Consider the following 26058-nt stretch of genomic DNA (forward strand, 5'->3'; position numbering starts at 1 on the left):
CGGGGCCGCCGCTCAGACCCAGCCGGGCAGCCAGTAGTGCGCGCGCAGGAAGGGCAGCGGCACGGGCAGCCCCGTCCACAGCGGCATGAAGTACGCGCTGACCGCGACGAGGGCGATGACCGCCACGGTCACGACGGCGATACCGGTGCGGCGCCGGTACGGCTCGTCGTCGGCGTGGCCGAGCACCGCGCGCAGCACCATGACGAACGCGAGCACGAGGAACGGCGTGAGCACGACCGTGTAGAAGAAGAACATCGTGCGCTCGGGGTAGAGCAGCCACGGCAGCCAGCCCGCGGCGATGGCGGTGAGCACGAGGGCGATCGGCCATCCGCCGCCGAAGCGGGTGAGCAGCCGGGCTCCCGCGTCGCGGTCGCCCCGGGCGGCGAGCACCGCCGCGACGACGAGCACCGCGAGCAGCACGAGCACGGCGACGACGGAGCCCCACCACAGCAGCGGGTTCGGAATGCCCGTGAGCGCCCGCGCCGTTCCGTCGCCGAGCTCCTCGTAGTGCATGTAGGTCGGGCGCAGCAGCAGGGGCCAGCCCGCGGCGGGCGCCTCGTAGGCGTGATCGCTCGTGACGCCGACGTGGTACCGGTAGACGGCCGCCTGGTAGTGCCAGAGGTTCTGCAGGGCGTCGGGGACGATCGACAGGATGCCCTCCGCCCGCCGCCCCTCGCCCTCGGCCACCCAGTTCCGGTCGTAGCCGCCGCTCGTGGCGAACCAGCCCCACCAGGTGAGAAGGTGCGCGGCGAGCGCCGTCGGCACGAGCAGCAGGAACGAGATCGGCGCCTGCCGGAACGCCGTGCCGCTCGCCCACAGCGCGACGCCCGCGCGACGCCGGTCGACGACGTCGGCCACGACGGTGAGCACGCCGACCGCGGCGAGCACGTAGAGCGCGCTCCACTTGACGCCGACGGCGAGCCCGAGCGTCGCCCCCGCGGCGAGCAGCCACGGCCGCGCCCACAGCGCGGGGCCCCAGTCGGTGGCGCGCCCCTCGGCACGGCGGCGCGCGAGCCACGCCGCGAGCCGCCGCCGCGAGCCCTCGCGGTCGAGCGCGACGAACAGCAGGGCCAGCACGACGAGGGCGGCGAGCACGCCATCGAGCAGGGCGACGCGGCTCATGACGATGGCGTTGCCGTCGAGCGCGACGAGGCCGCCGGCGATGACCGTGAGCGGCAGCGATCCGAGAAGTCGGTGCGCAAGCAGCATGACGAGGCCGACGACCACGATGCCCGTGACGGCGGTGCCGAGCCGCCAGCCGGCCGGATCCGCGGGGCCCAGGGCGAGCATCCCGAGCGCGATCACCCACTTGCCGAGCGGCGGGTGCGCCACGAAGGCGGGCTCGGCGGGCGGGGTGCCGGGGCGGCCCGCCTCGAAGGCCGCGTCGGCGCCTTCCGGCCACTGCGACTCGTAGCCGTTCGTGAGCAGGCCGAGGGCGTCCTTGACGTAGTAGGTCTCGTCGAAGACGAGCACGTCGGGCTCGCCGAGGCCGATCAGCCGGGTGGCCGCGGCGAGGCCGAGCACGGCGGCCGGCAGGGCCGCGCGCACGAGGCGCTGCCGGCGAGGGGATGCTCCCGCCCACGCCGCGTCGAGCCGCGAGCCGCGCCGCTCGCGCACGGCGGGTTCGGCGGCGGTGCTCACCCGGTCATGCTATTCGCCGGGCATCCGGCCGCCCCCGGCGCGGGTGGGAGGATGGCCGCATGATCGTGCTCGCCGCCACCCCCATCGGCAACCTCGGCGATGCGAGCCGCCGCCTCGTCGAGACGCTCGAGAACGCCGAGCTCGTCGTCGCGGAGGACACCCGCACCACCGCGCACCTGCTGCGCGCGCTCGGCATCGAGAACCGCCCGCGCCTGCTGGCCCTGCACGAGCACAACGAGCGCGCCCGCTCGGCCGAGCTCGTCGAGCTGGCGCGCGAGACCGACGTCGTCGTGCTCACCGATGCCGGCATGCCGGGCATCAGCGACCCGGGCTACATCCTCGTCGAGGCCGCGATCGCCGCCGACGTCACCGTCACCGCGCTGCCCGGCCCGAGCGCCGTGCTCACCGCGCTCGTGCTCAGCGGGCTGCCGACCGACCGCTTCGCCTTCGAGGGGTTCCTGCCGCGCAAGGGCCGTCTCGGGCACCTGCGGGGGCTCGCGCGGGAGCCGCGCACGCTCGTCTTCTTCGAGGCGCCGCACCGCATCGCCACGGCGCTCGCCGACCTGGCCGAGGCCTTCGGGCCCGAGCGCCGGGCCGCCGTCTGCCGCGAGCTGACGAAGAAGTTCGAGGAGGTCGCGCGCGGCACCCTCGCCGAGCTCGCCGAGCGCTACGCCGAGGGCGCGCGCGGCGAGATCGTCGTCGTCGTCGAGGGCGCGCCGGCCCGGGCGATCGACCTGCCGACCGCCGTCATCGAGGTGCAGGGGCGCGTCGCCGGCGGCGAGCGGCTGAAGGATGCGGCCTCGGCCGTCGCCGAGGCCACCGGGCTCGGCAAGCGCGAGCTCTACGAGGCCGCGCTCAGCCGCACGAGTCGCTGACGGTCAGCCCGACCGGCGCGGGAAGCGCGCGGCCGTCGGTCGTGATGCGCACGCCGTCGAGTACGCCGTCGGCCCCGCCGGTGCGCTCGATCGCGATGGTCACGAAGCCGGCCTCGCCCGGCGCGAGCTCGATGCCGTCCAGGTCGACGGGCGCCGCCGGGCTCGAGGCGCGATCGCCGCCGAAGACGACGGACTCGCCCCCGTCGATGGTCTCGACCTCGGCCGCGGCGAACCAGCGGTCGATCACCTCGGCGCCCTCGAGCCCGTTCGCCTCGATGCCCTCGATCGAGATGGGGTCGCCGCTGCTGTTGACGACGCCGAGGCCGATGCTGCCGACGGTGCCGACCACGCAGCCGTCGAGGCCCGTGTCGGCATCGAACTCGGAACCGCTGCACCCCGCGAGCGCGAGCAGCAGCACGGGCAGGGCGGCGAGCGTCGGCAGGGGCATCCTCACCCCCTCGACGGTACGCGCCCCGCCGCCGTCACGCCCACCACCGCGCCCGTAGACTGGGGAGTTATGGCCTCCGGCGACTCCTTCTCGATCACCACCCCGATCTTCTACGTCAACGACGCGCCCCACATCGGGCACGCCTACACCGAGGTGGCCGCCGATGTGCTCGCCCGCTGGAACCGGCAGAGCGGGCGCGACACCTGGTCGCTCACGGGCACCGACGAGCACGGTCAGAAGATCCTGCGCACCGCCGTCGCGAACGGCGTCACCCCGAAGGAGTGGGCCGACAAGCTCGTGGCCGAGGCGTGGATCCCGCTGCTGCAGACCATCGACATCGCCAACGACGACTTCATCCGCACCACCGAGCAGCGCCACGAGAGCGTCGTGCAGGGGCTGCTGCAGAAGCTCTACGACGAGGGGTTCATCTACGACGGCGAGTACGAGGGCTACTACTGCGTCGGCTGCGAGGAGTACAAGCAGCAGGGCGACCTCGTCGAGGGCGCGGGCGAGTTCGCCGGCCAGCTGGTGTGCCCCATCCACGGCCGCCCGGTCGAGGTGCTGAAGGAGAAGAACTACTTCTTCCGCATGAGCCAGTTCCAGCAGCGCCTGCTCGACCTATACGAGGCTCAGCCCGACTTCATCCAGCCCGACAGCGTGCGCAACGAGATCGTCTCGTTCGTGCGCCGCGGCCTCGACGACCTCTCGATCTCGCGTCAGAGCTTCGACTGGGGCGTGCGCGTGCCGTGGGACGACAGCCACGTCGTCTACGTCTGGTTCGACGCGCTCATCAACTACATCTCGGCCCTCGGCTACGACCCGTCAGCGCCCGCGGAGGCCTTCGAGCGCTTCTGGCCCTCGAACCACATCGTCGGCAAGGACATCGCGCGCTTCCACGCCGTCATCTGGCCCGCCATGCTCATGGCGGCTGAGCTGCCGACGCCGCGCCGCGTCTTCGCGCACGGCTGGCTGCTCGTCGGCGGCGAGAAGATGTCGAAGTCGAAGCTCACGGGCATCGCGCCCGCGCAGATCACCGACGTCTTCGGCTCCGACGCGTTCCGCTACTACTTCCTGCGCGCGATCAGCTTCGGCCAGGACGGCTCGTTCTCGTGGGAGGACCTCTCCGCCCGCTACCAGGCCGAGCTCGCCAACGGCTTCGGCAACCTCGCCTCGCGCGTCATCGCGATGACGGCGAAGTACTGCGACGGCGTCGTGCCCGAATCCGGCCCGGTCACCGACGCCGAGCTCGCCGTGCAGGCGACGGTTCGGGATGCCCTCCGCGACGCCTCGGCTGCGATGGAGCGCTTCGCCATCCACGAGGCCATCGCCGCGGTCTGGCGCATCGTCGAGCACCTCAACGGCTACCTCACCGGGCAGGAGCCCTGGAAGGTCGCGAAGGACGAGGCGCAGGCGGACCGCCTGCGCACCATCCTGAACACGGCGCTCGAGGGGCTGCGGGCGCTCGCCGTGCTGCTGTCGCCCGTGCTGCCGAAGGCCGCCCAGAAGCTCTGGACGGCGCTCGGCGTCGAGGACTCGCTCGGCGCGCTGGGGGAGCAGGGCATCCCGACCGCGGCCGACTGGGGTCAGCTGCCCGCGGGCACGCGGACGGTGGCGCTCGAGCCGCTGTTCCCGCGCATCGAGCAGGAGCCGACCGGCGCCTGAGCCGGGCGCGCAGGCCCCGCCCGTAGACTCGACGGATCGTCGCGCGCGGACTCGCGGGCGCGGCGTCGAGGCAGAGGGAGCCCCCCATGACCGACTCGCTCGACCCCCATGTGCGCCACCGCTCGACGATGGACGGCTCGAGCCGCGACCTGAGCTATCCGCCGAGCCCCGAGGCGCTCGTCGTGCCCGTGTACGACAACCACACGCACCTCGAGATCGCCGACGGCGAGAACCCCATGCACTACCGCGAGCACCTCGACCGCGCGTCCGCCGTCGGCGTGCGCGGCGTCGTGCAGGTCGGCACCGATGTGCTCACGAGCCGCTGGTCGGCCGCGATCGCGGCGCGCGAGCCGCGGGTGCTCGCCGCCGTCGCCATCCACCCCAACGAGGCCCCCGCGCTGGCGCGATCCGGCGAGCTGGATGCCGCGCTCGCCGTCATCGACGAGCTGGCCGCGCAGCCCCGCGTCGTCGCCATCGGCGAGACCGGGCTCGACTACTTCCGCACCGAGGGCGAGTCGGATCGCCGCGCGCAGCTCGACGCCTTCGAGGCCCACATCGCCCTCGCCAAGAAGCACGGGCTCGCGCTGCAGATCCACGATCGCGACGCCCACGACGACGTCGTCGCGACGCTCAAGCGGGTCGGCGCGCCCGAGCGCACCGTCTTCCACTGCTTCTCGGGCGACATCGAGCTGGCGAGCCTCTGCGCCGAGAACGGCTGGTTCGCCTCCTTCGCCGGGACGGTCACCTTCAAGAGCGCGCGCAACCTGCGCGAGGCGCTCGAGATCCTGCCGCGCGCCCTGCTGCTCGTCGAGACCGACGCCCCCTACCTGACGCCGCACCCGTTCCGCGGTCGGCCGAACTCGCCGTACCTGCTGCCGCACACGCTGCGGGCCATGGCCGACGAGCTCGGCACCGACGTGTCGATGCTCGCCGCCCAGATCAGCTCGAACACCGAGCTCGTCTACGGCACCTGGGATGCGAACCCGGTCACCTCGCCCGGCGACCCCTGGGCCGACCGCCCCGACGCCGAGCACCCGGCGCCCGAGGAGGTTCCCGGCGACCCGCACGACCTGCAGCCGCAGCACGAGACCCCCGACGGCCCGAGCGGCCCGGGCGTCTCGCACCCGGGGGCCTGAGTGGCGGCGCTGCTCGGCCCCGCCGAGGTGCGCGACCTCGCCGCGCTGCTCGGTGTGACGCCGACGAAGAAGCTCGGCCAGAACTTCGTGCACGACGGCAACACGGTGCGGCGCATCGTTCAGGCGGCGCAGCTGCCCGCGGGCGCGACCGTGCTCGAGGTGGGGCCCGGGCTCGGCTCGCTCACCCTCGGGCTGCTCGAGGCCGGGCATCCCGTCGTCGCCGTCGAGATCGACAAGCGCCTCGCCGCCCAGCTGCCCCTCACCGTCGAGGCGATGCAGCCGGGCGCGCCGCTCACGGTCGTGACCGCCGACGCGATGAAGGTGGATGCTCTGCCCGCGGCACCGTCCGCGCTCGTGGCGAACCTGCCGTACAACATCTCGGTGCCCGTGCTGCTGCACCTGCTCGCGACGTTCCCGAGCATCGAGCGCACCCTCGTCATGGTGCAGGCCGAGGTCGGCCAGCGCCTCGCCGCCCTGCCCGGCTCGAAGATCTACGGCAGCCCCTCGGTCAAGGCCGCCTGGTACGGGCAGTGGAGGCTCTCGGGGCTCGTCAGCCGGCAGGTGTTCTGGCCGGTGCCGAACGTCGACAGCGTGCTCGTCGGCATGGCCGGCCGCACCGCGCCTCCCGGCACCGAGGCCGAGCGCCAGCGCCTCTTCGCCCTCGTCGACGCGGCCTTCGGGCAGCGCCGCAAGATGCTGCGGCAGTCGCTCAGCGCGCTGTTCGGCTCCTCCGGGGCGGCGAGCGCGGCGCTCGAGGCCGCGGGGCTCGACCCCACGGCGCGGGGGGAGGAGCTCGTCATGCCGCAGTTCCTCGCGCTCGCGCGGGTCGCCGAGTTCGCGCCGGGTTCAGTTGCTGAGGCTGCTGCAGCGGTTGGCCCGGCCGGGTCGGGTGCCTCGGCCGATGCGCCCGGCGACTGCGCCGACGCCTGAGCCGGGCATCCCGTGCCCGCATCGCGCCGCTTCTTCGTGCCCCTGCCGCTCATCGCGGTCGGGGCGGTCGCCGGCGGCGCGCTCGGGATGCTCGTCCCCGAGCTCGGCGCCACCCCCGACGCCGTCGTGCTCGCCGTCGTCGCGCTGGCCGCGCTGATCGTGCTGCTGCCCGTGCCGCTGGTCTCGTTCGGCCGGGCGGTGCTCGAGCGGGAGCTGCTGCTCGCCGTGCTCGGCCACGCCCTCGTCGTCGCCCCGCTGCTCGTGTTCGTGCTGAGCCGGGTCGTCGTCACCGACCCCGACCTGCAGTTCGGCCTCATCCTCGCGCTGCTCGCGCCCGCGGTCGGCGTCGTCGTCGAGATCGCCCGCCGGGCGGGGGCGGCGGCCGAGCAGCTCGCCGCGCTCGCGCCGCTCGTGCTGCTGTCGCAGGCCGTGACGCTGCCCGGTCTCATGGCGCTGCTCGGGGCGCGCGACGGCATCCTCACGATCGAGGCGCCGCTCTTCCCGCTGTTCGTCGGCGCGGGCATCCTGCTGCCGGTTCTCGTCGCCTTCCTGCTGCAGCGCGGCGGGGTGCGCCGGCCGCGACTCGCGACCGCCGTGCGCCGCGGGGGAGCGGCCGCCGTGCCCGCGACCGCGCTCGCCGCCCTCGTCGTCGCCGCCGTGCTCGTGCCGCGCTCGCTCGAGCGCCTGCCCCTGCTGCAGGAGGTCGCGCCGCTCTTCGGCGTCTACCTCATCCTCATGGCGCCGATCGGCATCCTCGTCGGCACCGCGGCGGGCCTGCGCATCGGGCAGGTGCGTGCGGTCGCGTTCAGCGGCGGCGCCCGCACGGGGCTGCTCGTGCTGCCGATCGCGCTCGCGTTCCCCGCCGACTTCTCGCTCGTGCCGCTCGTCGTCGTCACGTGGATGGCGGTCGAGTCGATCGGCCTCACGGTCTACCGCTTCGTCATCCCCTCGGTGACCCAGCAGTCGAAGGGGCCGCTGGCGCAGGACTAGCGGCGCTCGAGCAGCACCATCACCTCGGCGTGCGTCGACTGCGGGAACATGTCGAACAGCCGCGCCTCGCGCACGCGGTACGCGGGCATGAGCTCCAGGTCGCGGGCGAGGGTCGTCGCGTTGCAGCTCGAGTAGACGATGGTCGGGATGCCCGAGGATTCGAGCCCGGTCGCGAGGGCCTCCCCGAGGCCGCGCCGCGGCGGGTTGACGATCACGAGGTCGGGCAGGGAGCCGGGAAGCCCGCCGGCGAGCGCCGCCGTCGCGTCGCCGACGACGAACGAGAGCCCGGGCATCCCCGCCCCCGCCAGGCGCGCGCTCTCGACGGCGTCCGCGCTCAGCTCGAGCCCCGTGACGGTGCGCCCGGGTGCCGCGACGTGCAGCGCGAAGCCGCCGACCCCGCAGTACAGGTCCCAGACGGAGGACGGACTGACACGCTCGACCCACTCCCGCCCCTGCCGGTACAGCTCGCCGGCGATGGCGGTGTTGGTCTGCACGAAGCTCTGCGGTCGCACCTGCAGGGTCGCGTCGCCGACGCGCATGGGCAGGGTCGACTGCTCGGTCAGCACGACCTCCTCGGCGCCCTCGACGACGGCCTTGTGGTCGGGGTGCAGGTTGGCGGTGACCACGACGGCGCGGGGGAGCGCCTGCTGCAGCGACGGCAGGGCGCGGCGCAGGGCATCCAGTCGCGCGCGCGAGCGCAGCACGAACCGCACCATCAGGCCCCCGTCGGCCGCCTCGGTGACGATGAGGTACTTGAGCTCGCCCCGCCGCGCCGGCACGTCGTAGGGCTCGAGCCCGGCCGCCGTGATCGTGGCGATGAGGGGCGCGAACGCGGCGCGGATGCCCGGCGCGATGATGCCGCAGTGCCGCAGGTCGACGCCCCGCCCGCGGCCGTCGAGCACGCCGAGGGTCGGCTGCGCCGCGGTTCCGCCGACGACCATCTTCGCCTTGGCGCGGAACCCCGACTCGGCGCTCGCCGCGGCCGGCGACCAGACGGCGTCGGGATGCCCGGCGAGCAGCGCGCGCACGCTGCGCTGCTTCTCGGCCAGCTGCGCGGCGTACGGCACGCCCATGAGGGTGCACGAGCGGCACAGACCGGCATCGAAGTAGGAGCACTGCATAGCCCGCTCAGGCTAGCCGCCGCCACACTCAGCGAAATCTCTGCATCGGTGCATATTATGCATTGGTGCAAGAAATCCTGACCCCGACCCGGCCGACCGCCGCGGCCGACGCCGCCGCCAGCACGCCCGCCGCCCCCGGTCTGCGCGAGCGCAACCGCCGCGAGACCTGGGCCGCCCTCTACGAGGCCGCCGCCACCCTCGCCGAGCAGCACGGCCCCGGCGCCGTGACCGTCGACGACATCGCCGCGCGCGCCGGGGTCTCGAAGCGCACCTTCTTCAACTACTTCGCCACGAAGGAGGACGCGATCCTCGGGTTCCGCGAGCCGCGGCTCAGCCCCGAGTCGATCGAGGCCTTCCGCGCCAGCCCCGCGCCCGCCGTCGACCGCACGGTCGCGCTCATCATGGCGGCCATCCACGGCTCGACCGACGCCCCCAACACCCGCGGGCGCCGCACCGCGCTCGTGCGCAAGCACCCCGAGCTGCGCGGGCGCCTCGACGCGCTCGCCTCGCAGCTCGAGTCTCTCGTCGCGCCCCTCGTGTCCGAGCACTTCGGCGTCGAGCATGTGCCGCTCGACGCCCCCGCTCCGCGCAGCCCCGAGCAGCGCCGCGCGACCGCGGCGTTCATGCTCGCCGGCACGGTCGTGCGCTTCGCCTACAAGACCGACCTGGCGGGCATGGCGGCCGGCGCCGAGCATCCCGCCCTCGTCGACGCCCTCGACACCTTCCGCGACCTCCTGAGAGCCGATTCATGACCCGCACCGACCCCGCGACCGCCCCTGCCCCGACCGCCGACGCCCACGCCCGCCGCACCCTGCTGCTGCTCTTCATCACGCTCATGGTCGTGATGCTGCTCGCCTCGCTGAGCCAGATGGTGCTCTCGAGCGCCCTGCCGACCCTCGTCGGCGAGCTCGGCGGCGCCGAGCACCTCGCCTGGGTCATCACCGCCTACCTGCTGGCCTCGACCATCACGATGCCGGTCTACGGCAAGGTCAGCGACATGCTCGGCCGCAAGCCGCTGCTCATCGTCGCCGTGCTGCTGTTCGTCGCCGGCTCGATCCTCGGCGGCCTCGCCACCGACATGACGACGCTCATCCTCGCCCGCGGCGTGCAGGGCCTCGGCGGCGGCGGGCTCATGGTGCTCTCGCAGGCCGCGATCGCCGACGTCGTGCCGGCGCGCGAGCGCGGCAAGTACATGGGCGTCATGGGCGGCGTGTTCGCGCTGTCCTCCGTCGCGGGGCCGCTGCTGGGCGGCTTCTTCACAGAGGGACCGGGATGGCGCTGGACGTTCTGGATGAACGTGCCGCTGGGCATCCTCGCCATCGTCGCGATCATCGTGCTCATGCGCCTGCCGCGCCCCGACCGCGCCTCGACGCCGCGTATCGACGCGCTCGGCATGGCCCTGCTCGCCATCGCGACGACCGGCGTCGTGCTCATCGGCACCTGGGCCGGGTCGACCTACGCCTGGGCCTCGCCGCAGATCCTCGGCCTCGCGCTCGGCACGATCGTCGCCGGAACCCTCTTCGTGCTCGTCGAGCGCCGGGCGGCCGAGCCGGTGATCCCGCTGCACCTGTTCCGTTCGCGCGACTTCGTACTCGCGACCGTCGCCGCGCTGCTCGTCAGCGTCGCCATGTTCGGCGCGATCGGCTACCTGCCGACGTACTTCCAGATGGCCGCCGGCGCGACCGCGACCGAGGCGGGCCTGCTGATGATCCCGATGATGGGAGCGCTGCTGCTCACCTCGATGATCACCGGCGCCGTCGTCTCGCGCACCGGGCGCTACAAGCTCATGCCCATCCTTGGCACCGTCGTGCTCGCGATCGGCCTGGGCCTGCTCGGCACCGTCACCGTCGCCACCCCGGTCGCCCTCATCGGCGTCTACATCGGCGTGATCGGCGTCGGGCTCGGCACGAGCATGCAGATCATGACGCTCATCGTGCAGAACGCGTTCTCGCACCGCGAGGTCGGCACGGCCACCGCCGCGCACACCTTCTTCCGGCAGGTGGGCGGCAGTCTCGGCTCGGCCGTCGTGGGCTCGGTCTTCGCCGCGCGCCTCGCCGGCCTGTTCGCCGAGCGACTGCCCGAGGAGGCCGGCGCCGCCGGATCGACCGGCTCGCTCACCCCGCAGCTCGTGCAGTCGCTGCCCGACGCGCTGCGGGTGCCGATCGTCGAGTCGTACAACGAGGCGCTCATCCCGATCTTCCTCGTCATGGTGCCCATCGCGCTGCTGTCGGTCGTCGTCATGCTCTTCATCCGCGAGGTGCCGCTCGCCACGACGATCGAGCGCGGCATCCCCGCCGAGTCGCTCGCCGAGGGGCAGCTGCAGCAGCCGGCCGAGTCCTCGGCCGACGATGCGGTTCGGGATGCCCCTGCCGAGCCCGCGCGCGCGACCGAGCTCATCGGCGGAGGCCGGCGGCTCGCCCCCGGCACCGACCCCGCCGACGCGCCCCGCCGCCGCTGAGCGGAGCCGCTGACGCGGCCGCGCGCCGCATGTCGGCCCGCCCCGCGTGTCCGTCTGGCGCGGTCGATCCGCGAAAGGACGGCGGGTCGCGGGCGACTCGCCGACCGGAGCGCCAGGAACCGCGCAGGACGGACACTGCGCGGAGTGGGACCGCTGCGGGAGCACGCCGAACCCACGGCGGGCGTGCGCATAGGGTGGGGGCATGACCGCGGCGGCTCCTCCGATCCGAGTGGTGCACGTCACGGCACCGGGCAAGATCAACGTGTTCATGAAGGTCGGCGCCCTGCTGGAGGACGGGTACCACGACGTCGCCACCGCGTATCAGGCGCTGAGCATCCTGGAGCATGTTCGCGCCCGACCCGCCGATGACTTCTCGGTCTCGTTCAGCGGCCCCATCGACACCAGCGGCCTCGCGGTCGACGGCTCGAACCTCGCGATCCGCGCGGCGCGCCTGCTCGCTCGCGTCGCCGACTACCGCGGTGGCGTGCACCTCGACATCGAGAAGCACGTGCCCATCGCGGGCGGCATGGGCGGCGGCTCGGCCGACGCCGCCGCGACCCTCGTCGCCTGCGACCACCTGTGGGGCACCAACCTCGGCCGCGACGAGCTGCTGAGCCTCGCCGCCGAGCTCGGGGCCGACGTGCCCTTCGCGCTCATGGGCGGCACCGCCGTCGGCACGGGCCGCGGCGACCGCCTCTCGCCCGCGCTCGCGCAGGGCACGTTCCACTGGGTGCTCGTGCTCGCCGACGTCGGGCTCTCGACGCCGCAGGTCTACAGCGAGCTCGATGAGCACCGCGAGCGCCACGTGCACGACATCGCACCCGCCGTCGAGGCGCCGACCGTCGACGTCGAGGTGCTGCAGGCGCTGCGCGCGGGGGATCCGCACCAGCTCGCCGAGTACCTGCACAACGATCTGCAGGCGCCCGCGCTGCACCTCGAGCCGAGCCTCTCGCGCACCATCGAGGAGGGCGAGCGGGCGGGAGCCCTTTCCGGCATCGTCTCGGGCTCTGGCCCGACGGTGGCGTTCCTCGCCGCCGACGCCGACGCGGCGCTCGAGCTGCAGGTGGCGCTGAGCGCCGGCCGTCACCGCGTCATCCGGGCGACGGGCCCGGTTCACGGAGCGCGGGTCGTCTCCGGCTGATCGCTCGCGGGCTCGGGGCGTCTCGGGTTGACCGCGAGCAGGCTCAGCAGCGCGACGCTGATAGCGCCGGCGACGATGAAGATGTCCGTCACGTTGCCGATGAAGAGACCGCCGTAGTCGATGAAGTCGACGATCTCGCCGCGCGCGAAGCCCGGCTGGCGGAACAGCCGGTCGCCCAGGTGGCTGATCGCGCCGCCGAACAGCGAACCGAGTGCGATCGACCACCGCACGCTCGAGACGCGCGAGACGAAGACGGCGATCGCGATGACGGCGATCGCGGCGACGGCGGTGATGATCCAGGTGTAGTCGCCGCCGATGCCGAACGCGGCGCCGGGGTTGTAGACGAGGCGCCACTCGATGACGTCGCCGATGACGGGGTAGCCGACTCCGGGTTCCAGCTCGGTCTCCGCCCAGAATTTCGTGCCCTGGTCGAGCACGATGACGCCGAAGGCGAGCAGCAGCGTCCAGGGCAGCACCCGGCGGATGCGGCGACGGACGGCGGGGTTCGCGAGCGAGGTGCGAGCATCCCCCACCTCGGTCGGCGCTGTCTGGGTCGGCGCCGCGGCGGAGGCCTCGGCGTCGGTCGCGGGCACGGCGGAGTCGTCGGGGCGTTCGGCGGCGGGCATGCCTCCCATTCTGCCCTGGCTAGGCTCGTGCGGTGGCCCATCTGCTGGGGGCGGAAGCCCTCCACCTCGAGTTCCCGACCCGCGTCGTCTTCGACGGGGTCTCCGTCGGCGTCGACGAGGGCGACCGCATCGGCATCGTCGGCCGCAACGGCGACGGCAAGTCGACGCTCATGCGCCTGCTGGCGGGCACCATGCAGCCCGACGACGGTCGCGTCACGCGGCGCCGCGGGGTCACGCTCGGGATGCTCGACCAGACCGACGCGCTCGACACGGGTCTGACCGTGCGCCAGTCGGTGGTGGGCGATCGTCCCGAGCACGAGTGGGCCGGCGACGGCCGGGTGCGGGATGTCCTCGCCGGGCTCATCGCCGACCTGCCCGGCGACGCGATCGTGGACGACCTCTCCGGAGGCCAGCGTCGCCGCGTCGCCCTCGCCAAGCTGCTCGTCGGCGACTGGCACATCGTCGCCCTCGACGAGCCCACCAACCACCTCGACATCTCGGGAGTCGCCTGGCTCGCCGACCACCTGAAGCGCCGCTGGCCGGCGGGGCAGGGCGCGCTGCTGGTCGTGACCCACGACCGGTGGTTCCTGGACGAGGTCTCGAGCCTCACCTGGGAGGTGCACGACGGCATCGTCGAGCCCTTCGAGGGCGGCTACGCGGCCTACGTGCTGCAGCGCATGGAGCGCGACCGCCAGGCCTCGACGATCGAGGCGAAGCGCCAGAACCTGATGAAGAAGGAGCTCGCCTGGCTGCGCCGCGGAGCACCCGCGCGCACGGCGAAGCCGAAGTTCCGCATCGACGCGGCCAACGAGCTCATCGCCGACGTGCCGCCGCTGCGCAACACGGTGGCGCTGTCGCAGATGGCGACGGCGCGCCTCGGCAAGGACGTCGTCGACCTGCTCGACGTCGGCGTCAGCTACGGCGACGACGTCGTGCTCGCCGACATCGAGTGGCGCATCGCCCCCGGCGAGCGCACCGGCATCCTCGGCGTGAACGGCGCGGGCAAGTCGACCCTGCTGGGCCTCATCGACGGCAGCGTGCAGCCGACCACGGGCCGGGTGAAGTTCGGCAAGACGGTGCGCATCGCGACCCTCGACCAGCAGCTGGGCGACCTCAGCGCCGTCATCGACGAGCGGGTCAGCGCGGTCATCGCGGCGAAGAAGACCACCTACGTCACCGACGGCAAGGAGCTCACGCCCGGGCAGCTGCTCGAGCGCCTGGGCTTCACGACGGCGCAGCTGTCGACGCCGGTGCGCAACCTCTCTGGCGGGCAGAAGCGCCGCCTGCAGCTGCTGCTCATCCTGCTCGACGAGCCGAACGTGCTCATCCTCGACGAGCCCACCAACGACATGGACACCGACATGCTCGCCGCCATCGAGGATCTGCTCGACGGCTGGCCGGGCACCCTCATCGTCGTGTCGCACGACCGGTACCTGCTCGAGCGGGTCACCGACCAGCAGTACGCGATCCTGCCCGGTGCGGACGGCGCGCGCCGGCTGCGGCACCTGCCGGGCGGGGTCGACGAGTACCTGCGGCTGCAGAAGGCCGAGACGCGGTCGGGGCAGGATGCCGGGCGCGCGACGGTCGCGTCGGTGACGTCGGGCGGGGCTGCGGGTGCGGGTTCCGAGGGTTCCGGCGGCGCCGCGGGCGCGGCCGGGTCGGGCGGGACGGGGTCGGGGTCGGCCGGGAGCGCGCCCGCGCTCTCCGGCGCCGAGCGCCGCACGGCCGAGAAGGAGCTCGCCGCCGCCGACCGCAAGATGGCGAAGCTGCAGGGTCAGGTGGCGGCGCTGCACGCGCGCCTCGCCGAGCACGACGCGAACGACTACACCGGCATCGGCGCGCTGCACGAGGAGGTGCGGGTGCTCGAGGCGCAGCTCTCCGAGCTGGAGGAGCGCTGGCTCGAGCTCTCGGAGCGGCTCGCGTAGGGCATCCCGCCCCGCCTCGCACCCCACGTGCCTCGGCGCCGGCGCGGCCGAGCCGTGTCCGCGATCAGGACGGCCGCGGCGCGTCGTGATGGTTTACGGGGCGACACGCCGTGGTCGACCCCTCGAGTCCTGATCGCGGGCACGCGCGGGCCGGGCTACCGACCCCTGCCGGGGTCGGGAAACCCTGACGGGTTGTGTGCGCGCAAAGCTCCGGAGCCTTGACGGCACACATTCGGAGAGGAAAGCCGCGCCCCGTCGTGCGGACGGTGCGGCCGACACGCCGACGCCGGGCGTCGACTCGCCGCGTTCCAGACCCGCGCGTCCGAACGAGCGAACGCGACGCGGCCCGACGAGCGAACCGGCCCGCGGGCGTCGGGCGTCGGGCGTCGGGCGAACGACCTCTACCGGCTCGCGCCGATCACCAGGTCGACCCGCCAGCCCTTCTTCGTCTCGACGACCTTCACCGGGATGCGCGGCTTGTCGCCGCGGCCGTCGAGGCGGCGGATGGCCTCGTCGTAGACGCCCTCGAGCCCGCGCGGCACGACGCCGACCACGCCCGAGACGCGGCGCCCGGCGAACACCCGCACCTCGATGGGGGCGTCGACGCCCTCCTGCTCGATCGTGCGCGCCGGGGTGGCCGTCGTGAGCAGCTCCGGGTCCTCACCGGCGAGCTCCGCGATCTCGTCCTGGTGCGGGGTCGCGTCCGCGAGGCGCATCGTCAGGTCGCGCTTCTTCGGCAGCAGGTCGTAGTCGTAGCCGTCGAGCGAGTCGGTGCCGCGATCGTCCTTCGGCAGCGTGAGGTCGCCGTACTCGGGCTTCTTGCGGAACAGGGCCATGCCCCGATCCTCGCAGACGCGGGCGGGCGGCGGCGAGGGCCGCAGCATCCACCCGCCACAGCGGCAGCGGCGTTACCAGCAGCGTCAGCGACCGCGACGCCGACGAGCGACGGGATGCCCCGCTACAGCCCCTGCGCCGCGTCGTGCTCGGCGACCGCCGCCCGCAGCCGCGGCACGACCTCGCTGCCGTACAGGTCGAGGAACCGCGCCTGGTCATCACCCGGAGCGTGGAAGACGAGGTGCCGGAACCCCATGCGCACGTACTCCATGACGCGCTCGACGTGCTCGTCGGCGTCGGTCGAGACGATCCAGCGCGAGGCGGCGCGCTCGAGCGGAAGCTGGTCGGCGAGGCGCTCCATCTCGCGCGGATCCTCGACGCCCATCTTCTCGTCGGGGCTGAGCGCGAGGGCGGCCCAGTTGCGGGTGTCCTCCATGGCGCGCTGGCGGTCGGTGTCGAACGAGACCTTCATCTCGATGAGGGTGTCGACCGTGCCCGGAACGCGCTCACCCTTCTCCAGGCCCTCCTGGAAGGCGGGCAGCAGGTTGTCCGTGTAGAGCGAGGGCGCCTTGCCCGAGGTGGTGATCCAGCCGTCGGCGATGCGCCCGCCGAGGCGCGTGGCGGCGGGGCCGGAGGCGCCGATGTAGATCGGCACCTTGACCTCGGGGCGGTCGTAGATGGTGACGGCGTCGGTGCGGTAGTACTCGCCCTCGTGGGTCACGCGCTCCTCCTGCCAGAGGCGCTCGATGAGCAGCACGGCCTCCTTGAGGCGGGCGAAGCGCTCCTTGATGTCGGGCCACTCGAAGCCGAGGGGCGCCTCGTTGAGCGACTCGCCGGTGCCGACGCCGAGGATGACGCGGCCGGGGAACATCTGCCCGAGCGTGCCGAAGGCCTGCGCGACCATCGCCGGGTGGTGGCGGAACGTCGGGGTCAGCACCGAGGTGCCCATGACGATGCGCTCCGTCTTCGCGCCGAGCGCGCCGAGCCAGGCGATCGCCGCCGGCGCGTGCCCGTCGGTGTGCTTCCACGGCTGCAGGTGGTCCGAGATGAACACCGACTCGAAGCCGGCCTGCTCGGCGAGCACTCCGTAGTCGAGCAGCCGCTGCGGCGCGAACTGCTCGCTCGACGCCTTGTACCCGATGCGGAACGGCAACCTCGTCATGCTTCTCCTCGTACGTCCTGGCCGGGCGCGCGCCCGTCTCTGCAGACTACGGGGATGCCCCGCGGCGCTGCGTGCGAATCCGCGCAGAGGGCAGCGCGACCGTGGTAGGCATGACGGCGGGCGACGGCGCCGGGATGCTCGGCGCGGGCCCAACGCGAGGGGAGCATCCAGTGCACGCATCGGGCCGTACCGCGCTCATCACCGGCGGGGCCTCAGGGCTCGGCCGCGCAACCGCCGAGCGGATGCTGGCCGCGGGCAGCTCGGTCGTCATCGCCGACCTGCCCGGCTCGCCGGGCGCGGCGCTCGCCGAGGCCTGGAACGCCGAGCACGGGCCGGATCGCGCCCGCTTCGCGCCCACCGACGTCACCGACGAGGCTCAGGTGCAGGCCGCGGTCGACGCCGCGAGCGAGCTGGGCCGCCTCGACGTGCTCGTCGCCTGCGCCGGCATCGTGCGCGGGGCGCGGGTCGTCGGGCGCTCGGGGCCGTTCCCGCTCGACGTGTGGCGGCAGGTCGTCGACATCAACCTCACCGGCACCTTCACGGCGGTGAGCCTCGCGGCGGCGCGCATGGCCGAGCAGGGCGCGGGGGACGGAGAAGAAGCGAACGAGGAGAACGGCGTCATCGTCATGACCGCCTCCGTCGCCGCCTTCGACGGGCAGGTCGGGCAGGCCGCGTACTCGGCGTCGAAGGGCGGCGTGGTCGGGCTCGTGCTGCCGCTCGCGCGCGACCTGGCGCAGCACCGCATCCGGGTGATGGCGATCGCGCCGAGCCTGTTCCGCACGCCGATGGCCAAGGCCCTGCCCGAGGAGGCGCTCGCCTCGCTCGAGGAGCAGACGCTGCACCCGCACCGGCTCGGCCGGCCCGAGGAGTACGCGGCGCTCGTGCAGCACATCGTCGAGAACCCGATGCTCAACGGCGAGACCATCCGGCTCGACGGCGCCGTGCGCATGGCGCCGCGGTAGGCCACCGCCGCTGGCTCGCGGTCCGCCCCGCACGCCGTCCGCCCCGCACGCCGTCCGCCCCACACGCCGCCCGCCTGCAGCGCCCCCGCGCCCTACGATGAACCCATGACCGAGCCGCTCGACGCCATCGCCCTCGCGGCGGAGGTCATCGCCTGGCTCACCGTGCCCATCGGCGTCGTGCTGCTCGCGATCGGCTACGGCCGTCGCGCCTGGGCGAACCGCTACCGCAGCGCGAAGGCCGTCATCACGAACGTCGACGACCGCGACGCGAAGCTGCGCTGGTTCGGCGAGGAGGGCGACGTGCACGAGACGGCCTCGCCGCTGACGGGCCCGATCCCGGCGGTGGGGGATGCCCGCACCGTGTGGATCCACCCCGCGCGCCCCGGCAGCGCGCGACTCGACACCCCCGTGCACGACGGTCGCGCACTGCTGCTGCTCGGCTGGATCCTGACGGGCGTCGGCGTGATCGGCATCCTCGTCTCGAATCTGATGCCGTTCTTCGAGTGAGCTGCGGCGGGATGCTCCGCTAGACGGTTCCGTCGAAGTCGGCGCCGAGCGTGCGCAGCAGTGCGGCGAGCTTCTCCTGCTCGGCCCGCCCGAGGCCGCTGAGTAAGCGCGCCTCGGCGACGACGAGCTCGTCGATGGCGCGGTCGACCCGCTCGGTGCCCTGCGCGGTCATGCGCACGATGATGCCGCGGCCGTCGTTGGGGTCGGTGCGGCGCTCGACGAGGCCGCGGGTGGCGAGCCGGTCGATGCGGTTCGTCATGGTGCCGCTCGACACCATGGTCTGGCGCAGCAGCGAGGTGGGGCTCAGCTCGTAGGGGGTGCCGGCGCGGCGCAGGGCGGCGAGCACGTCGAACTCCCACGACTCGAGCCCGCTGACGGCGAAAGCGGCCTTGCGCGCGCGGTCGAGGTGGCGGGCGATGCGTCCGAGCCGCGAGAGCACGTGCAGCGGAGCGAAGTCGAGGTCGGGCCGCTCGCGCTGCCAGGCGTCGACGATGCGGTCGACGTCATCCGCGGGGGCGGTCATGGCTCCATTATCGGTGCGGCGGTGGCCCGGGATGCGCCGGGTGCCGTCTGGCAGACTTGAGCGGCGCCGCAGGGCGCGTTCCGCCTTGGTGTAACGGCAGCACGACAGCCTTTGGAGCTGTTAGGACCAGGTTCGAATCCTGGAGGCGGAGCGGCGGCCGTCGGTCGCGAACGGCGCTCAGTCGCGGGCGGGCCGCATGCCGCTCGAGCCGAGCACGCGCTCGACCGCGAGCTCGAGCACGACCCGCTCGGGGTTCGGTCGTGGCTGCCGGTACCGCGCGGCGTAGAGCTCGACGGCGAGAGCGACCCGCTCCGGGTCGTCGCTCACGACGCCGGGCCCCTCGAAGCTGATCCAGCGCGCCCCGTCCACGCTGCTGAGGGATGCCCGGCCCGACCGCTGCGCATTGACGAACTTCTGCGAGCCGCCGCTGCCGATGACGCGCACGACGCCGTCGCGGTAGGTCATGCCGACGGGCACCGAGTGGATGCGGCCGTCGCGCCCGAGGGTGGAGAGCGTCGCGAGGTGCCGCTCGGTGAGGAACTCGAGCGCGGCATCCGTCAGCGGCGTGTCCAAAGCGAAGTAGTTCCGATCTGCTGATGAGAGGTTTCAGCCGCGAGATTACGCCGTCGCGCGAGCGGATGCCTGTCGGCGGGGTGCTCAACTTCGAAGGTCGCGATTCCGCCCGGCGCGAGTGAGCGTGCCGGACATCCACGAAGCGGGCGGACGGAGCGACGCCCCTGGACTGGATCGCGGATTGGCGCGAAGCGCAGGAGACTGCACCAGTCCTCGTTCGCGTCACTACGAACGCGGTGCTCGGGGACGCGCTGCTCCAAATGGCACGTTGGGCCTCTTCGGAATGCGGGCCCGTCTGCGGACTAGTCAGCCGTCGCGACCGAGACGCACGGTCATCGTCGTCTCGAGGGCGGTGACTTCGTAGCTGATCTCATCCCCCTCGAGGGTGAACGTCTTCGTGGGGCTCGGCGACGCCAGGATTGCCGTGGACGTTTTCTCGACGTCGTTCGCGGAGTCCCAAGCGTGGTCGCCGGGCTCGGTAGGGGGCACATAGGTTCCAGCCCAGTACAGAGACTTCGTGTCTCCGCCATCGCTGACCCAGTAGACCTCGATCGAGTCCGCGGTGATCGTCGCAGTCTGATAGCTGTCCTCTGCATTGCTGTTCGTCTGCATCCACTCACCTACGAGATCGGCGGGTGCCGGAGCCTCTGTCTCCTCGACGGGCACGTCGGCGGGTGCGCCGCTCGATGCAGCCCTGCCATCGGTGTTGGAGGTCGACGGAGAGGAGCACGCGGATAGCGCTATCGCCAAGGCGAGCACTGCGAAGGTCGAGAGGGAAGTGCGGGCGAGCTTCACGTGTACTCCGATGATCATTCCTGAGTGAATCTTTATCAGGGTACTGGGAGTGAGCGCGTTCCCGTGCCCCCACTTCGGGCGCCTGGCCCGTATGCAGCGTGCCGGATCCTGTTAGCGGAGGTGGTCGCTGCGGGCGTGTTGGATTCGCTGGTCCTGGACGGATCCGGTGGCAGCGCGACGCCCCATCCGAGCATCCGGCCCCACGGGCCTCGGTTCACCGCCATGATGTCTCTCAGCGGTTCATCGGCGCCCGCACAACGGGCTCCGCCGTGCCGCACGTCATCCAGGGCCCCACACCGGCCCCGACCGATCGGAGCGTCGCCCGTGAGCCTGCCCCTGAGTCTGCGCGTGCCGCTCGCCGACCGCGCCTTCATCTCCGTGCTCGACCTGTTCAAGCCCGGCATCGGGCCCAGCAGCTCGCACACCGTCGGCCCGCTGCGCGCCGCCGCGGCCTTCGCCGCCGGGCTGTCCGACCCGGCCGCCGTCACCAGCATCGAGTGCACCCTCTTCGGCTCGCTCGGCTCCACCGGCGTCGGCCACGGAACCCCCGATGCCGTGCTCGCCGGCCTCGCCGGCCACCGCGCCGAGACCGTCACCCGCGACGACGTCGAGCGGGCCCGCGCGGCGGCCGATGCCGGCGCCCTGCCTCTCGACGGCCGGCACCCCATCGCGCTGACGAACGACTGGCTGCGCTTCGCCCCGCGCGAGATCAAGCCGCGCCACCCGAACGCCCTCACGCTCGTCGCGCGCGACGCCGACGGGCACGAGCTCGCGAGCGAGACCTACTACTCGATCGGCGGAGGCTTCGTCGAGCGCGAGGGCGACGTCGTCGCACCCGGCTCGGGCGTCGTCGTGCCGCACCGCTTCGACCACGCCGACGAGCTGCTGGCGCTGTGCCGCGAGACGGGGCTGAGCATCTCCGGCATCGCGCGCGAGAACGAGGCCGCGGTGCGCACCCCCGCCGACACGGATGCCGCTCTCGACCAGATCTGGGCCGCGATGTCGGCGTGCCTCGACGCGGGGCTGTCGAGCAGCGGCGTGCTGCCCGGGGGCCTGCGTGTTCCGCGGAGGGCTGCGGCCATGGCCGAGCGCTTGCGGAGCATCCAGGAGGCCAACGAGCGCGACTGCACCCTGGAGTGGCTGCAGGCCTACGCGATCGCCGTCAACGAGGAGAACGCGGCGGGCGGGCGGGTCGTCACGGCGCCGACGAACGGGGCGGCCGGCATCATCCCGGCCGTACTGCGGCACGCTCTCGACGTCATCCCGCGCCACCAGCTGCCGGGCGGGGATGAGGCCGAGGCGGCGCGGCAGTTCCTGCTCGTGGCGGGGGTCGTCGGCGCGCTCATCAAGTCGAACGCGAGCATCTCGGGCGCCGAGGCCGGCTGCCAGGGCGAGGTCGGTTCCGCCGCGTCCATGGCGGCCGCGGGCTTCGCGCACCTGCTCGGCGGCAGCACCGAGCAGGTCGAGAACGCCGCCGAGATCGCCATGGAGCACTCGCTCGGCCTCACCTGCGACCCCGTCGCCGGCCTCGTGCAGCTGCCCTGCATCGAGCGCAACGCCATCGGCGCGGGCAAGGCCGTCGCGGCCGCGCGCATGGCCATGCACGGCGACGGCACGCACCTCATCTCGCTCGACACCGTCATCCGCACCATGCGCCAGACGGGGGAGGACATGTCGCGCAAGTACAAGGAGACCAGCGAGGGCGGGCTCGCCGTGAACTACGTGGAGTGCTGATGGAGCCCCGGGAAGTGCAACCCGAGACCATCGTCGTGCGGCAGCGCATCGCCGCGACTCGTGCCGAGGCGATGGCCGTGGCCGCGGATCTCGCGCGGCTGCCCGAGTGGGCATCCGGCTTCGCGACCTCGGCGCGGCCCGACCCCGCCGAGACCGACGTGTGGCTCGTCGACGCGCCGTTCGGCACCGTGCGGGCGCGGTTCCAGGTCGACGTCGAGCGGGGCATCCTCGATCACGACGTCACCATGCCCGACGGCGGGATCGTGCACAACCGCCTGCGTATCGAGGCCGCGGGCGACGCGAGCGAGGCCGTCTTCACGCTCGTGCGCCGCCCCGGCATGACCGACGCCGAGCTCGCCGCCGACGAGGCCGCCGTGCGGGCCGACCTGTCACGCCTCGCCGCGCTGTGCGCCAGGATGGACGCATGACCGACCCCCGTCTCGCCGTCATCGTGCTCGCCGCCGGCCAGGGCACCCGCATGAAGTCGCGCCTGCCGAAGGTGCTGCACCCGCTCGCCGGCGTGCCCCTCATCGGCCACGTGCTCGCCACCGCCCGCGCCCTCGAGCCCGCGCACGTCGTCGCCGTCGTGCGGCACGAGCGCGACACCGTCGCGGCCGCCATCCTCGACCTCGACGCCGAGGCGCTCATCGCCGATCAGGACTCCGTGCCGGGCACCGGCCGAGCCGTCGAAGCGGCGCTGGATGCTCTGCCCGCCGATTTCGAGGGCGACGTGCTCGTCGTCTCGGGCGACGTGCCGCTGCTCGATGCGCAGACGCTCGCGCACCTCGTCGCCGAGCACCGCAGCCGGAGCGCCGCCGCCACCGTGCTCAGCGCCGTGCTCGACGACGCCACCGGCTACGGCCGCATCGTGCGCGCCGAGGACGGCGGCCTCGACCGCATCGTCGAGCAGAAGGACGCCACCGACGCCGAGCGCGCCCTCACCGAGATCAACTCGGGCACCTACGTATTCACCGCGGCGCCGCTGCGCAGCTCGCTCGCGCTCGTCTCGACCGACAACGCCGCGCAGGAGAAGTACCTCACCGACGTCATCGGCCTGCTGCGCGGCGACGGCCACGGCGTCGCCGCCCTGCCCGCCGGCCAGAGCTGGCTCGTCGCCGGCATCAACGACCGCGTGCAGCTGAGCGACGCCGCCCTGCGCCTCAACGCCATGATCGTGCGCGGCTGGCAGCTCGCCGGCGTCACCATCAGCGACCCGGCGAGCGTCTGGATCGACCGCACCGTCACCCTCGAGGCCGACAGCGAGATCCTGCCCGGAACCCAGTTGAAGGGCGCGACCTCGGTGGCCTCCGGCGCCGTCGTCGGCCCCGACACGACCCTCGTCGACACCGAGGTGGGGGAGGGCGCCCGCGTGAGCCGCACCGACGCGACGCTCGCCGTCGTGGGGGCGGGAGCATCCGTCGGCCCCTTCGCCTACCTGCGCCCCGGCACCGTCATCGGCGAGAAGGGCAAGGTCGGCACCTTCGTCGAGACGAAGAACACGACCCTCGGCGCCGGCAGCAAGGTGCCGCACCTCTCGTACATCGGCGACACCACCGTCGGCGAGGGCTCGAACATCGGCGCGGGCACCATCACGGCCAACTACGACGGCGTCAACAAGCACACGACCGTCGTCGGATCGCACGTGCGCACCGGCTCGCACAACGTCTTCGTCGCCCCCGTTAGGATTGGCGACGGCGCGTACTCCGGAGCCGGCACCGTCATCCGCAAGAACGTCGCGGCGGGCGAGCTGGCGCTGAACGTGGCCCCGCAGCGCAACCTCGCGGGCTGGGTGGCGACGAACCGGCCGGGCACGGCAGCGGCCGAGGCCGCCGCCGCCGCGACGCAGCACGAAGCGAACGAGACGCCCGCGCCGTAAGGCCGGCACGACAACCGGAACACCACACCAGCGTCGCCGCGGCGACAGGGAGCAGGGCATCCATGGCCAGCATCAAGATCACCGGCCAGAAGAAGCTCGTGCTCGTCACGGGCCGCGCCCACCCCGAGCTCGCGCACCAGATCGCCGCCGAGCTCGAGACCGACGTCGTGCACACCGACGCCCGCACCTTCGCCAACGGCGAGATCTACGCGCGCTACGACGAGAGCGTGCGCGGCTGCGACGCCTTCGTCATCCAGTCCCACGCCCGGCCCATCAACGAGGCGCTCATGGAGCAGCTCATCATGGTGGATGCCCTCAAGCGGGCCTCGGCGAAGCGCATCACCGTCGTGGCCCCGTTCTACCCCTACTCGCGGCAGGACAAGAAGGGGCGGGGTCGCGAGCCGATCTCCGCCCGCCTCGTCGCCGACCTGTTCAAGGCCGCCGGCGCCGACCGCATTATGAGCGTCGACCTGCACGCCGCGCAGATCCAGGGATTCTTCGACGGCCCCGTCGACCACCTGTTCGCCATGCCGGTGCTGCTCGAGCACTTCCGCGAGCAGCTCGACGCCTCGACGCTCACCGTCGTCTCGCCCGACATGGGCCGCGTGCGCGTCGCCGACATCTGGAGCGACAAGCTCGGCGCCCCGCTCGCCATCATCCACAAGCGCCGCGACCCGCTCGTGCCGAACCAGGTCTCGGTGCACGAGATCGTCGGCGACGTCTCGGGCCGCGTCTGCCTGCTCGTCGACGACATGATCGACACCGGCCGCACCATCGTCAAGGCCGCCGAGGCGCTCAAGAAGGCCGGAGCCATCGGCGTCGTCGTCGCTGCCACCCACGCCATCTTCAGCGACCCGGCCTTCGACATCCTGCAGGCCGAGGCGATCGACCGCGTCGTCGTCACCGACACCCTGCCGGTGCCCGACGACAAGCGCTGGGATCGCCTCACCGTCCTCCCCATCGCCCCGCTGATCGCCCGCGCGATCCACGAGGTCTTCGACGACGGCTCGGTGACGAGCATGTTCGATGGTGCGGCTTGAGGGCAGCGCGCCGATTGGCGCTTCGTGATGCCTCGACGCACGTTGCGCTCGCGTGACGGAGGGCCGACACGGCGGAGCCCCCTGACCGGCGCTGCGACCGGTCAGGGGGCTCTTTCCGCGCTATCGCCTAGAGGGCGGCGAGGAGATCCTCGATCTCGGCGATCTCCGCTGTCTGGTCGGCGATGATCTGGTCGGCGAGCTCGAGCACGTCCTCGTTCTGACCGGACTCGAGGGCCGTCTCCGCCATGCTGATCGCACCCTGGTGGTGGACGATCATCTGCTCGAGGAACAGACGATCCGCCTCCGGGCCGGTCGCCGATTCGAGTGCCTGCATGTCGCTCTCGGACATGCCCATGTCGGATCCCATGTCCATACCCGACATCGACTCGTCGTAGTCGACCCCCCAGTCGTCGAGCCACTCCCTCATGGTCTCGATCTCCGGTCCCTGCGCATCCTTGATCCGCTGAGCGAGATCGGCGACGCGCGTATCGGGGTCCGGCTTCGAGAGCAGCATGTCGGACATCTCGACCGCCTGCTCGTGGTGCGGGATCATCATGGTGACGAACATCTCGTCGGCAGCGTTGAATTCCGCTGACGTCTCGGGCATCTCCGACTCGCTCATGCCGGGCATGCCGGGCATGCTGCCGTCCGTGGACGCGCATCCTCCGAGCGTGAGTGCTGCTGCCAGGGCGAGAGAGGCGCCTGCAAAGGCTGTGGACTTCTTCATGGTGTTTTTCCTTCTACGGTTTGGTGGTTGTCATGGTGGCGCAATGCGCGCGCCCGGCGGTGGTCAGCATGCACGAAGATCTCGCCGAACTGATGATCCGCGTGCCGACCTGATCACAGCCTCAGCACGCCCAGCCGATCCAACGTCGTCAGATTCGACCATCGAACACGATCAGAAGGCGGACGTCGGGGAGGAGACGAGCGGAGCGCTCCTCGTGCGACGGTGGCCTGGAAGCGACGGACACGGCCCGCCGTCGTCAGCGCCAGCAGGCAGGAGATCAGAGCCATGGCGATGGCGGCTGACGCGGCGGCCGTTGAGACGCCGTCCCCGGCAGCCGGTGCCGACAGTGCGGTCTCCCCCGCACCGGTGCTG

General features: G+C 72.7%; 25 protein-coding genes and 1 tRNA gene. 16 read left to right on the forward strand and 10 right to left on the reverse strand.

Translation table 11 applies throughout. The features are described 5' to 3' along the window. Nucleotides 1-12 precede the first annotated feature (12 nt). On the reverse strand, nt 13-1641 hold the full coding sequence (locus tag HGB54_RS03100) for a dolichyl-phosphate-mannose--protein mannosyltransferase (protein WP_168915155.1): 1629 nt from the start codon (nt 1639-1641) through the stop codon (nt 13-15). Between the two features lie 59 nt (nt 1642-1700). Here HGB54_RS03100 and rsmI point away from each other — a divergent pair, with 59 nt between their 5' ends. After that, nucleotides 1701-2516, forward strand: coding sequence for a 16S rRNA (cytidine(1402)-2'-O)-methyltransferase (gene rsmI, locus HGB54_RS03105; RefSeq protein WP_168915156.1), 816 nt, complete (start codon nt 1701-1703; stop codon nt 2514-2516). Here rsmI and HGB54_RS03110 read toward each other — a convergent pair. Further along, nucleotides 2497-2964 (reverse strand): hypothetical protein, encoded by a 468-nt coding sequence (locus HGB54_RS03110; protein ID WP_228545909.1) that lies wholly within the window; start codon nt 2962-2964, stop codon nt 2497-2499. The genes rsmI and HGB54_RS03110 overlap by 20 nt on opposite strands. A gap of 69 nt (nt 2965-3033) precedes the next feature. Between HGB54_RS03110 and metG the strand changes: the two genes are divergently transcribed. The 4 genes from metG (at nt 3034) to HGB54_RS03130 (ending at nt 7682) form a co-directional block, all read left to right on the forward strand. Next, entirely contained in the window at nt 3034-4626 is a 1593-nt protein-coding gene (gene metG / locus HGB54_RS03115; RefSeq protein ID WP_168915158.1) for a methionine--tRNA ligase, read from the forward strand. Between the two features lie 86 nt (nt 4627-4712). Next, nucleotides 4713-5762 (forward strand): TatD family hydrolase, encoded by a 1050-nt coding sequence (locus tag HGB54_RS03120; RefSeq protein WP_168915159.1) that lies wholly within the window; start codon nt 4713-4715, stop codon nt 5760-5762. Beyond that, the gene (gene rsmA / locus HGB54_RS03125) at nt 5763-6692 is read left to right on the forward strand and encodes a 16S rRNA (adenine(1518)-N(6)/adenine(1519)-N(6))-dimethyltransferase RsmA (RefSeq protein WP_168915160.1); all 930 of its coding nucleotides are present in this window, start codon (nt 5763-5765) and stop codon (nt 6690-6692) included. A gap of 12 nt (nt 6693-6704) precedes the next feature. Beyond that, nucleotides 6705-7682 (forward strand): hypothetical protein, encoded by a 978-nt coding sequence (locus tag HGB54_RS03130; protein WP_168915161.1) that lies wholly within the window; start codon nt 6705-6707, stop codon nt 7680-7682. On the opposite strand, the gene rlmC is transcribed toward HGB54_RS03130, so the two are convergent. Further along, a complete protein-coding gene (rlmC, locus tag HGB54_RS03135; protein ID WP_168915162.1) occupies nt 7679-8803 on the reverse strand; it encodes a 23S rRNA (uracil(747)-C(5))-methyltransferase RlmC in 1125 nt (374 codons plus the stop codon). The genes HGB54_RS03130 and rlmC overlap by 4 nt on opposite strands. Before the next feature lie 65 nt (nt 8804-8868). Here rlmC and HGB54_RS03140 point away from each other — a divergent pair, with 65 nt between their 5' ends. From HGB54_RS03140 to HGB54_RS03150, 3 genes are all read left to right on the forward strand, one after another. Beyond that, nucleotides 8869-9555, forward strand: a complete 687-nt coding sequence (locus HGB54_RS03140) for a TetR/AcrR family transcriptional regulator (protein ID WP_267237844.1) — start codon at nt 8869-8871, stop codon at nt 9553-9555. Next, nucleotides 9552-11261: an MDR family MFS transporter gene (locus HGB54_RS03145; protein WP_168915163.1), complete on the forward strand. Its 1710-nt coding sequence runs from the start codon at nt 9552-9554 to the stop codon at nt 11259-11261. Before HGB54_RS03140 ends, HGB54_RS03145 begins: the two co-directional genes overlap by 4 nt. 202 nt (nt 11262-11463) lie before the next feature. After that, complete coding sequence (locus tag HGB54_RS03150) at nt 11464-12402, forward strand: 4-(cytidine 5'-diphospho)-2-C-methyl-D-erythritol kinase (protein ID WP_168915164.1); 939 nt, start codon at nt 11464-11466, stop codon at nt 12400-12402. On the opposite strand, the gene HGB54_RS03155 is transcribed toward HGB54_RS03150, so the two are convergent. Next, nucleotides 12375-13028: a signal peptidase II gene (locus HGB54_RS03155; protein ID WP_168915165.1), complete on the reverse strand. Its 654-nt coding sequence runs from the start codon at nt 13026-13028 to the stop codon at nt 12375-12377. The genes HGB54_RS03150 and HGB54_RS03155 overlap by 28 nt on opposite strands. 32 nt (nt 13029-13060) lie before the next feature. Between HGB54_RS03155 and HGB54_RS03160 the strand changes: the two genes are divergently transcribed. Next, on the forward strand, nt 13061-14953 hold the full coding sequence (locus tag HGB54_RS03160) for an ABC-F family ATP-binding cassette domain-containing protein (protein WP_168915166.1): 1893 nt from the start codon (nt 13061-13063) through the stop codon (nt 14951-14953). Nucleotides 14954-15354: 401 nt separating this feature from the next. On the opposite strand, the gene HGB54_RS03165 is transcribed toward HGB54_RS03160, so the two are convergent. Together HGB54_RS03165 and fgd are read right to left on the reverse strand one after the other, a co-directional pair. Continuing rightward, nucleotides 15355-15789, reverse strand: coding sequence for a hypothetical protein (locus tag HGB54_RS03165; protein WP_168915167.1), 435 nt, complete (start codon nt 15787-15789; stop codon nt 15355-15357). 122 nt (nt 15790-15911) lie between these two features. Continuing rightward, nucleotides 15912-16949, reverse strand: a complete 1038-nt coding sequence (gene fgd / locus HGB54_RS03170) for a glucose-6-phosphate dehydrogenase (coenzyme-F420) (RefSeq protein WP_168915168.1) — start codon at nt 16947-16949, stop codon at nt 15912-15914. Nucleotides 16950-17119: 170 nt separating this feature from the next. Here fgd and HGB54_RS03175 point away from each other — a divergent pair, with 170 nt between their 5' ends. Beyond that, nucleotides 17120-17911: an SDR family NAD(P)-dependent oxidoreductase gene (locus HGB54_RS03175; RefSeq protein WP_228545910.1), complete on the forward strand. Its 792-nt coding sequence runs from the start codon at nt 17120-17122 to the stop codon at nt 17909-17911. 105 nt (nt 17912-18016) lie between these two features. After that, the gene (locus HGB54_RS03180; protein WP_168915169.1) at nt 18017-18418 is read left to right on the forward strand and encodes a hypothetical protein; all 402 of its coding nucleotides are present in this window, start codon (nt 18017-18019) and stop codon (nt 18416-18418) included. Between the two features lie 19 nt (nt 18419-18437). Here HGB54_RS03180 and HGB54_RS03185 read toward each other — a convergent pair whose 3' ends face one another. Continuing rightward, nucleotides 18438-18941, reverse strand: coding sequence for a MarR family winged helix-turn-helix transcriptional regulator (locus tag HGB54_RS03185; RefSeq protein WP_168915170.1), 504 nt, complete (start codon nt 18939-18941; stop codon nt 18438-18440). Nucleotides 18942-19020: 79 nt separating this feature from the next. Here HGB54_RS03185 and HGB54_RS03190 point away from each other — a divergent pair. Then, nucleotides 19021-19092 (forward strand) — tRNA-Gln (locus HGB54_RS03190). Between the two features lie 26 nt (nt 19093-19118). Here the strand turns inward: HGB54_RS03190 and HGB54_RS03195 are convergent. Further along, nucleotides 19119-19514, reverse strand: coding sequence for a PPOX class F420-dependent oxidoreductase (locus tag HGB54_RS03195; protein ID WP_168915171.1), 396 nt, complete (start codon nt 19512-19514; stop codon nt 19119-19121). 306 nt (nt 19515-19820) lie between these two features. After that, complete coding sequence (locus HGB54_RS03200) at nt 19821-20309, reverse strand: hypothetical protein (RefSeq protein ID WP_228545911.1); 489 nt, start codon at nt 20307-20309, stop codon at nt 19821-19823. A gap of 324 nt (nt 20310-20633) precedes the next feature. Between HGB54_RS03200 and HGB54_RS03205 the strand changes: the two genes are divergently transcribed. From HGB54_RS03205 to HGB54_RS03220, 4 genes are all read left to right on the forward strand, one after another. After that, a complete protein-coding gene (locus HGB54_RS03205) occupies nt 20634-22043 on the forward strand; it encodes an L-serine ammonia-lyase (RefSeq protein WP_228545912.1) in 1410 nt (469 codons plus the stop codon). Between the two features lie 14 nt (nt 22044-22057). Beyond that, nucleotides 22058-22471: an SRPBCC family protein gene (locus tag HGB54_RS03210; RefSeq protein ID WP_228545913.1), complete on the forward strand. Its 414-nt coding sequence runs from the start codon at nt 22058-22060 to the stop codon at nt 22469-22471. After that, entirely contained in the window at nt 22468-23919 is a 1452-nt protein-coding gene (gene glmU / locus HGB54_RS03215) for a bifunctional UDP-N-acetylglucosamine diphosphorylase/glucosamine-1-phosphate N-acetyltransferase GlmU (protein ID WP_168915174.1), read from the forward strand. The genes HGB54_RS03210 and glmU overlap by 4 nt, the downstream gene beginning before the upstream one ends. A 62-nt stretch (nt 23920-23981) precedes the next feature. Beyond that, nucleotides 23982-24959, forward strand: coding sequence for a ribose-phosphate diphosphokinase (locus HGB54_RS03220; protein ID WP_168915175.1), 978 nt, complete (start codon nt 23982-23984; stop codon nt 24957-24959). Nucleotides 24960-25086: 127 nt separating this feature from the next. Here HGB54_RS03220 and HGB54_RS03225 read toward each other — a convergent pair whose 3' ends face one another. Beyond that, a complete protein-coding gene (locus HGB54_RS03225; protein ID WP_168915176.1) occupies nt 25087-25686 on the reverse strand; it encodes a DUF305 domain-containing protein in 600 nt (199 codons plus the stop codon). Nucleotides 25687-26058 lie beyond the last annotated feature (372 nt).

Origin of the sequence: Microcella flavibacter, from assembly GCF_012530535.1 — a bacterium.
In the GTDB taxonomy this organism is placed as follows: domain Bacteria; phylum Actinomycetota; class Actinomycetes; order Actinomycetales; family Microbacteriaceae; genus Microcella; species Microcella flavibacter.

Coding starts and splice junctions, on each gene's coding strand:
- rsmI (WP_168915156.1), top strand. CDS start 1,701: ATGATCGTGCTCGCCGCCACCCCCATCGGCAACCTCGGCGATGCGAGC.
- HGB54_RS03110 (WP_228545909.1), bottom strand. CDS start 2,964: ATGCCCCTGCCGACGCTCGCCGCCCTGCCCGTGCTGCTGCTCGCGCTC.
- metG (WP_168915158.1), top strand. CDS start 3,034: ATGGCCTCCGGCGACTCCTTCTCGATCACCACCCCGATCTTCTACGTC.
- HGB54_RS03120 (WP_168915159.1), top strand. CDS start 4,713: ATGACCGACTCGCTCGACCCCCATGTGCGCCACCGCTCGACGATGGAC.
- rlmC (WP_168915162.1), bottom strand. CDS start 8,803: ATGCAGTGCTCCTACTTCGATGCCGGTCTGTGCCGCTCGTGCACCCTC.
- HGB54_RS03145 (WP_168915163.1), top strand. CDS start 9,552: ATGACCCGCACCGACCCCGCGACCGCCCCTGCCCCGACCGCCGACGCC.
- HGB54_RS03150 (WP_168915164.1), top strand. CDS start 11,464: ATGACCGCGGCGGCTCCTCCGATCCGAGTGGTGCACGTCACGGCACCG.
- HGB54_RS03155 (WP_168915165.1), bottom strand. CDS start 13,028: ATGCCCGCCGCCGAACGCCCCGACGACTCCGCCGTGCCCGCGACCGAC.
- HGB54_RS03165 (WP_168915167.1), bottom strand. CDS start 15,789: ATGGCCCTGTTCCGCAAGAAGCCCGAGTACGGCGACCTCACGCTGCCG.
- fgd (WP_168915168.1), bottom strand. CDS start 16,949: ATGACGAGGTTGCCGTTCCGCATCGGGTACAAGGCGTCGAGCGAGCAG.
- HGB54_RS03180 (WP_168915169.1), top strand. CDS start 18,017: ATGACCGAGCCGCTCGACGCCATCGCCCTCGCGGCGGAGGTCATCGCC.
- HGB54_RS03185 (WP_168915170.1), bottom strand. CDS start 18,941: ATGACCGCCCCCGCGGATGACGTCGACCGCATCGTCGACGCCTGGCAG.
- glmU (WP_168915174.1), top strand. CDS start 22,468: ATGACCGACCCCCGTCTCGCCGTCATCGTGCTCGCCGCCGGCCAGGGC.
- HGB54_RS03220 (WP_168915175.1), top strand. CDS start 23,982: ATGGCCAGCATCAAGATCACCGGCCAGAAGAAGCTCGTGCTCGTCACG.
- HGB54_RS03225 (WP_168915176.1), bottom strand. CDS start 25,686: ATGAAGAAGTCCACAGCCTTTGCAGGCGCCTCTCTCGCCCTGGCAGCA.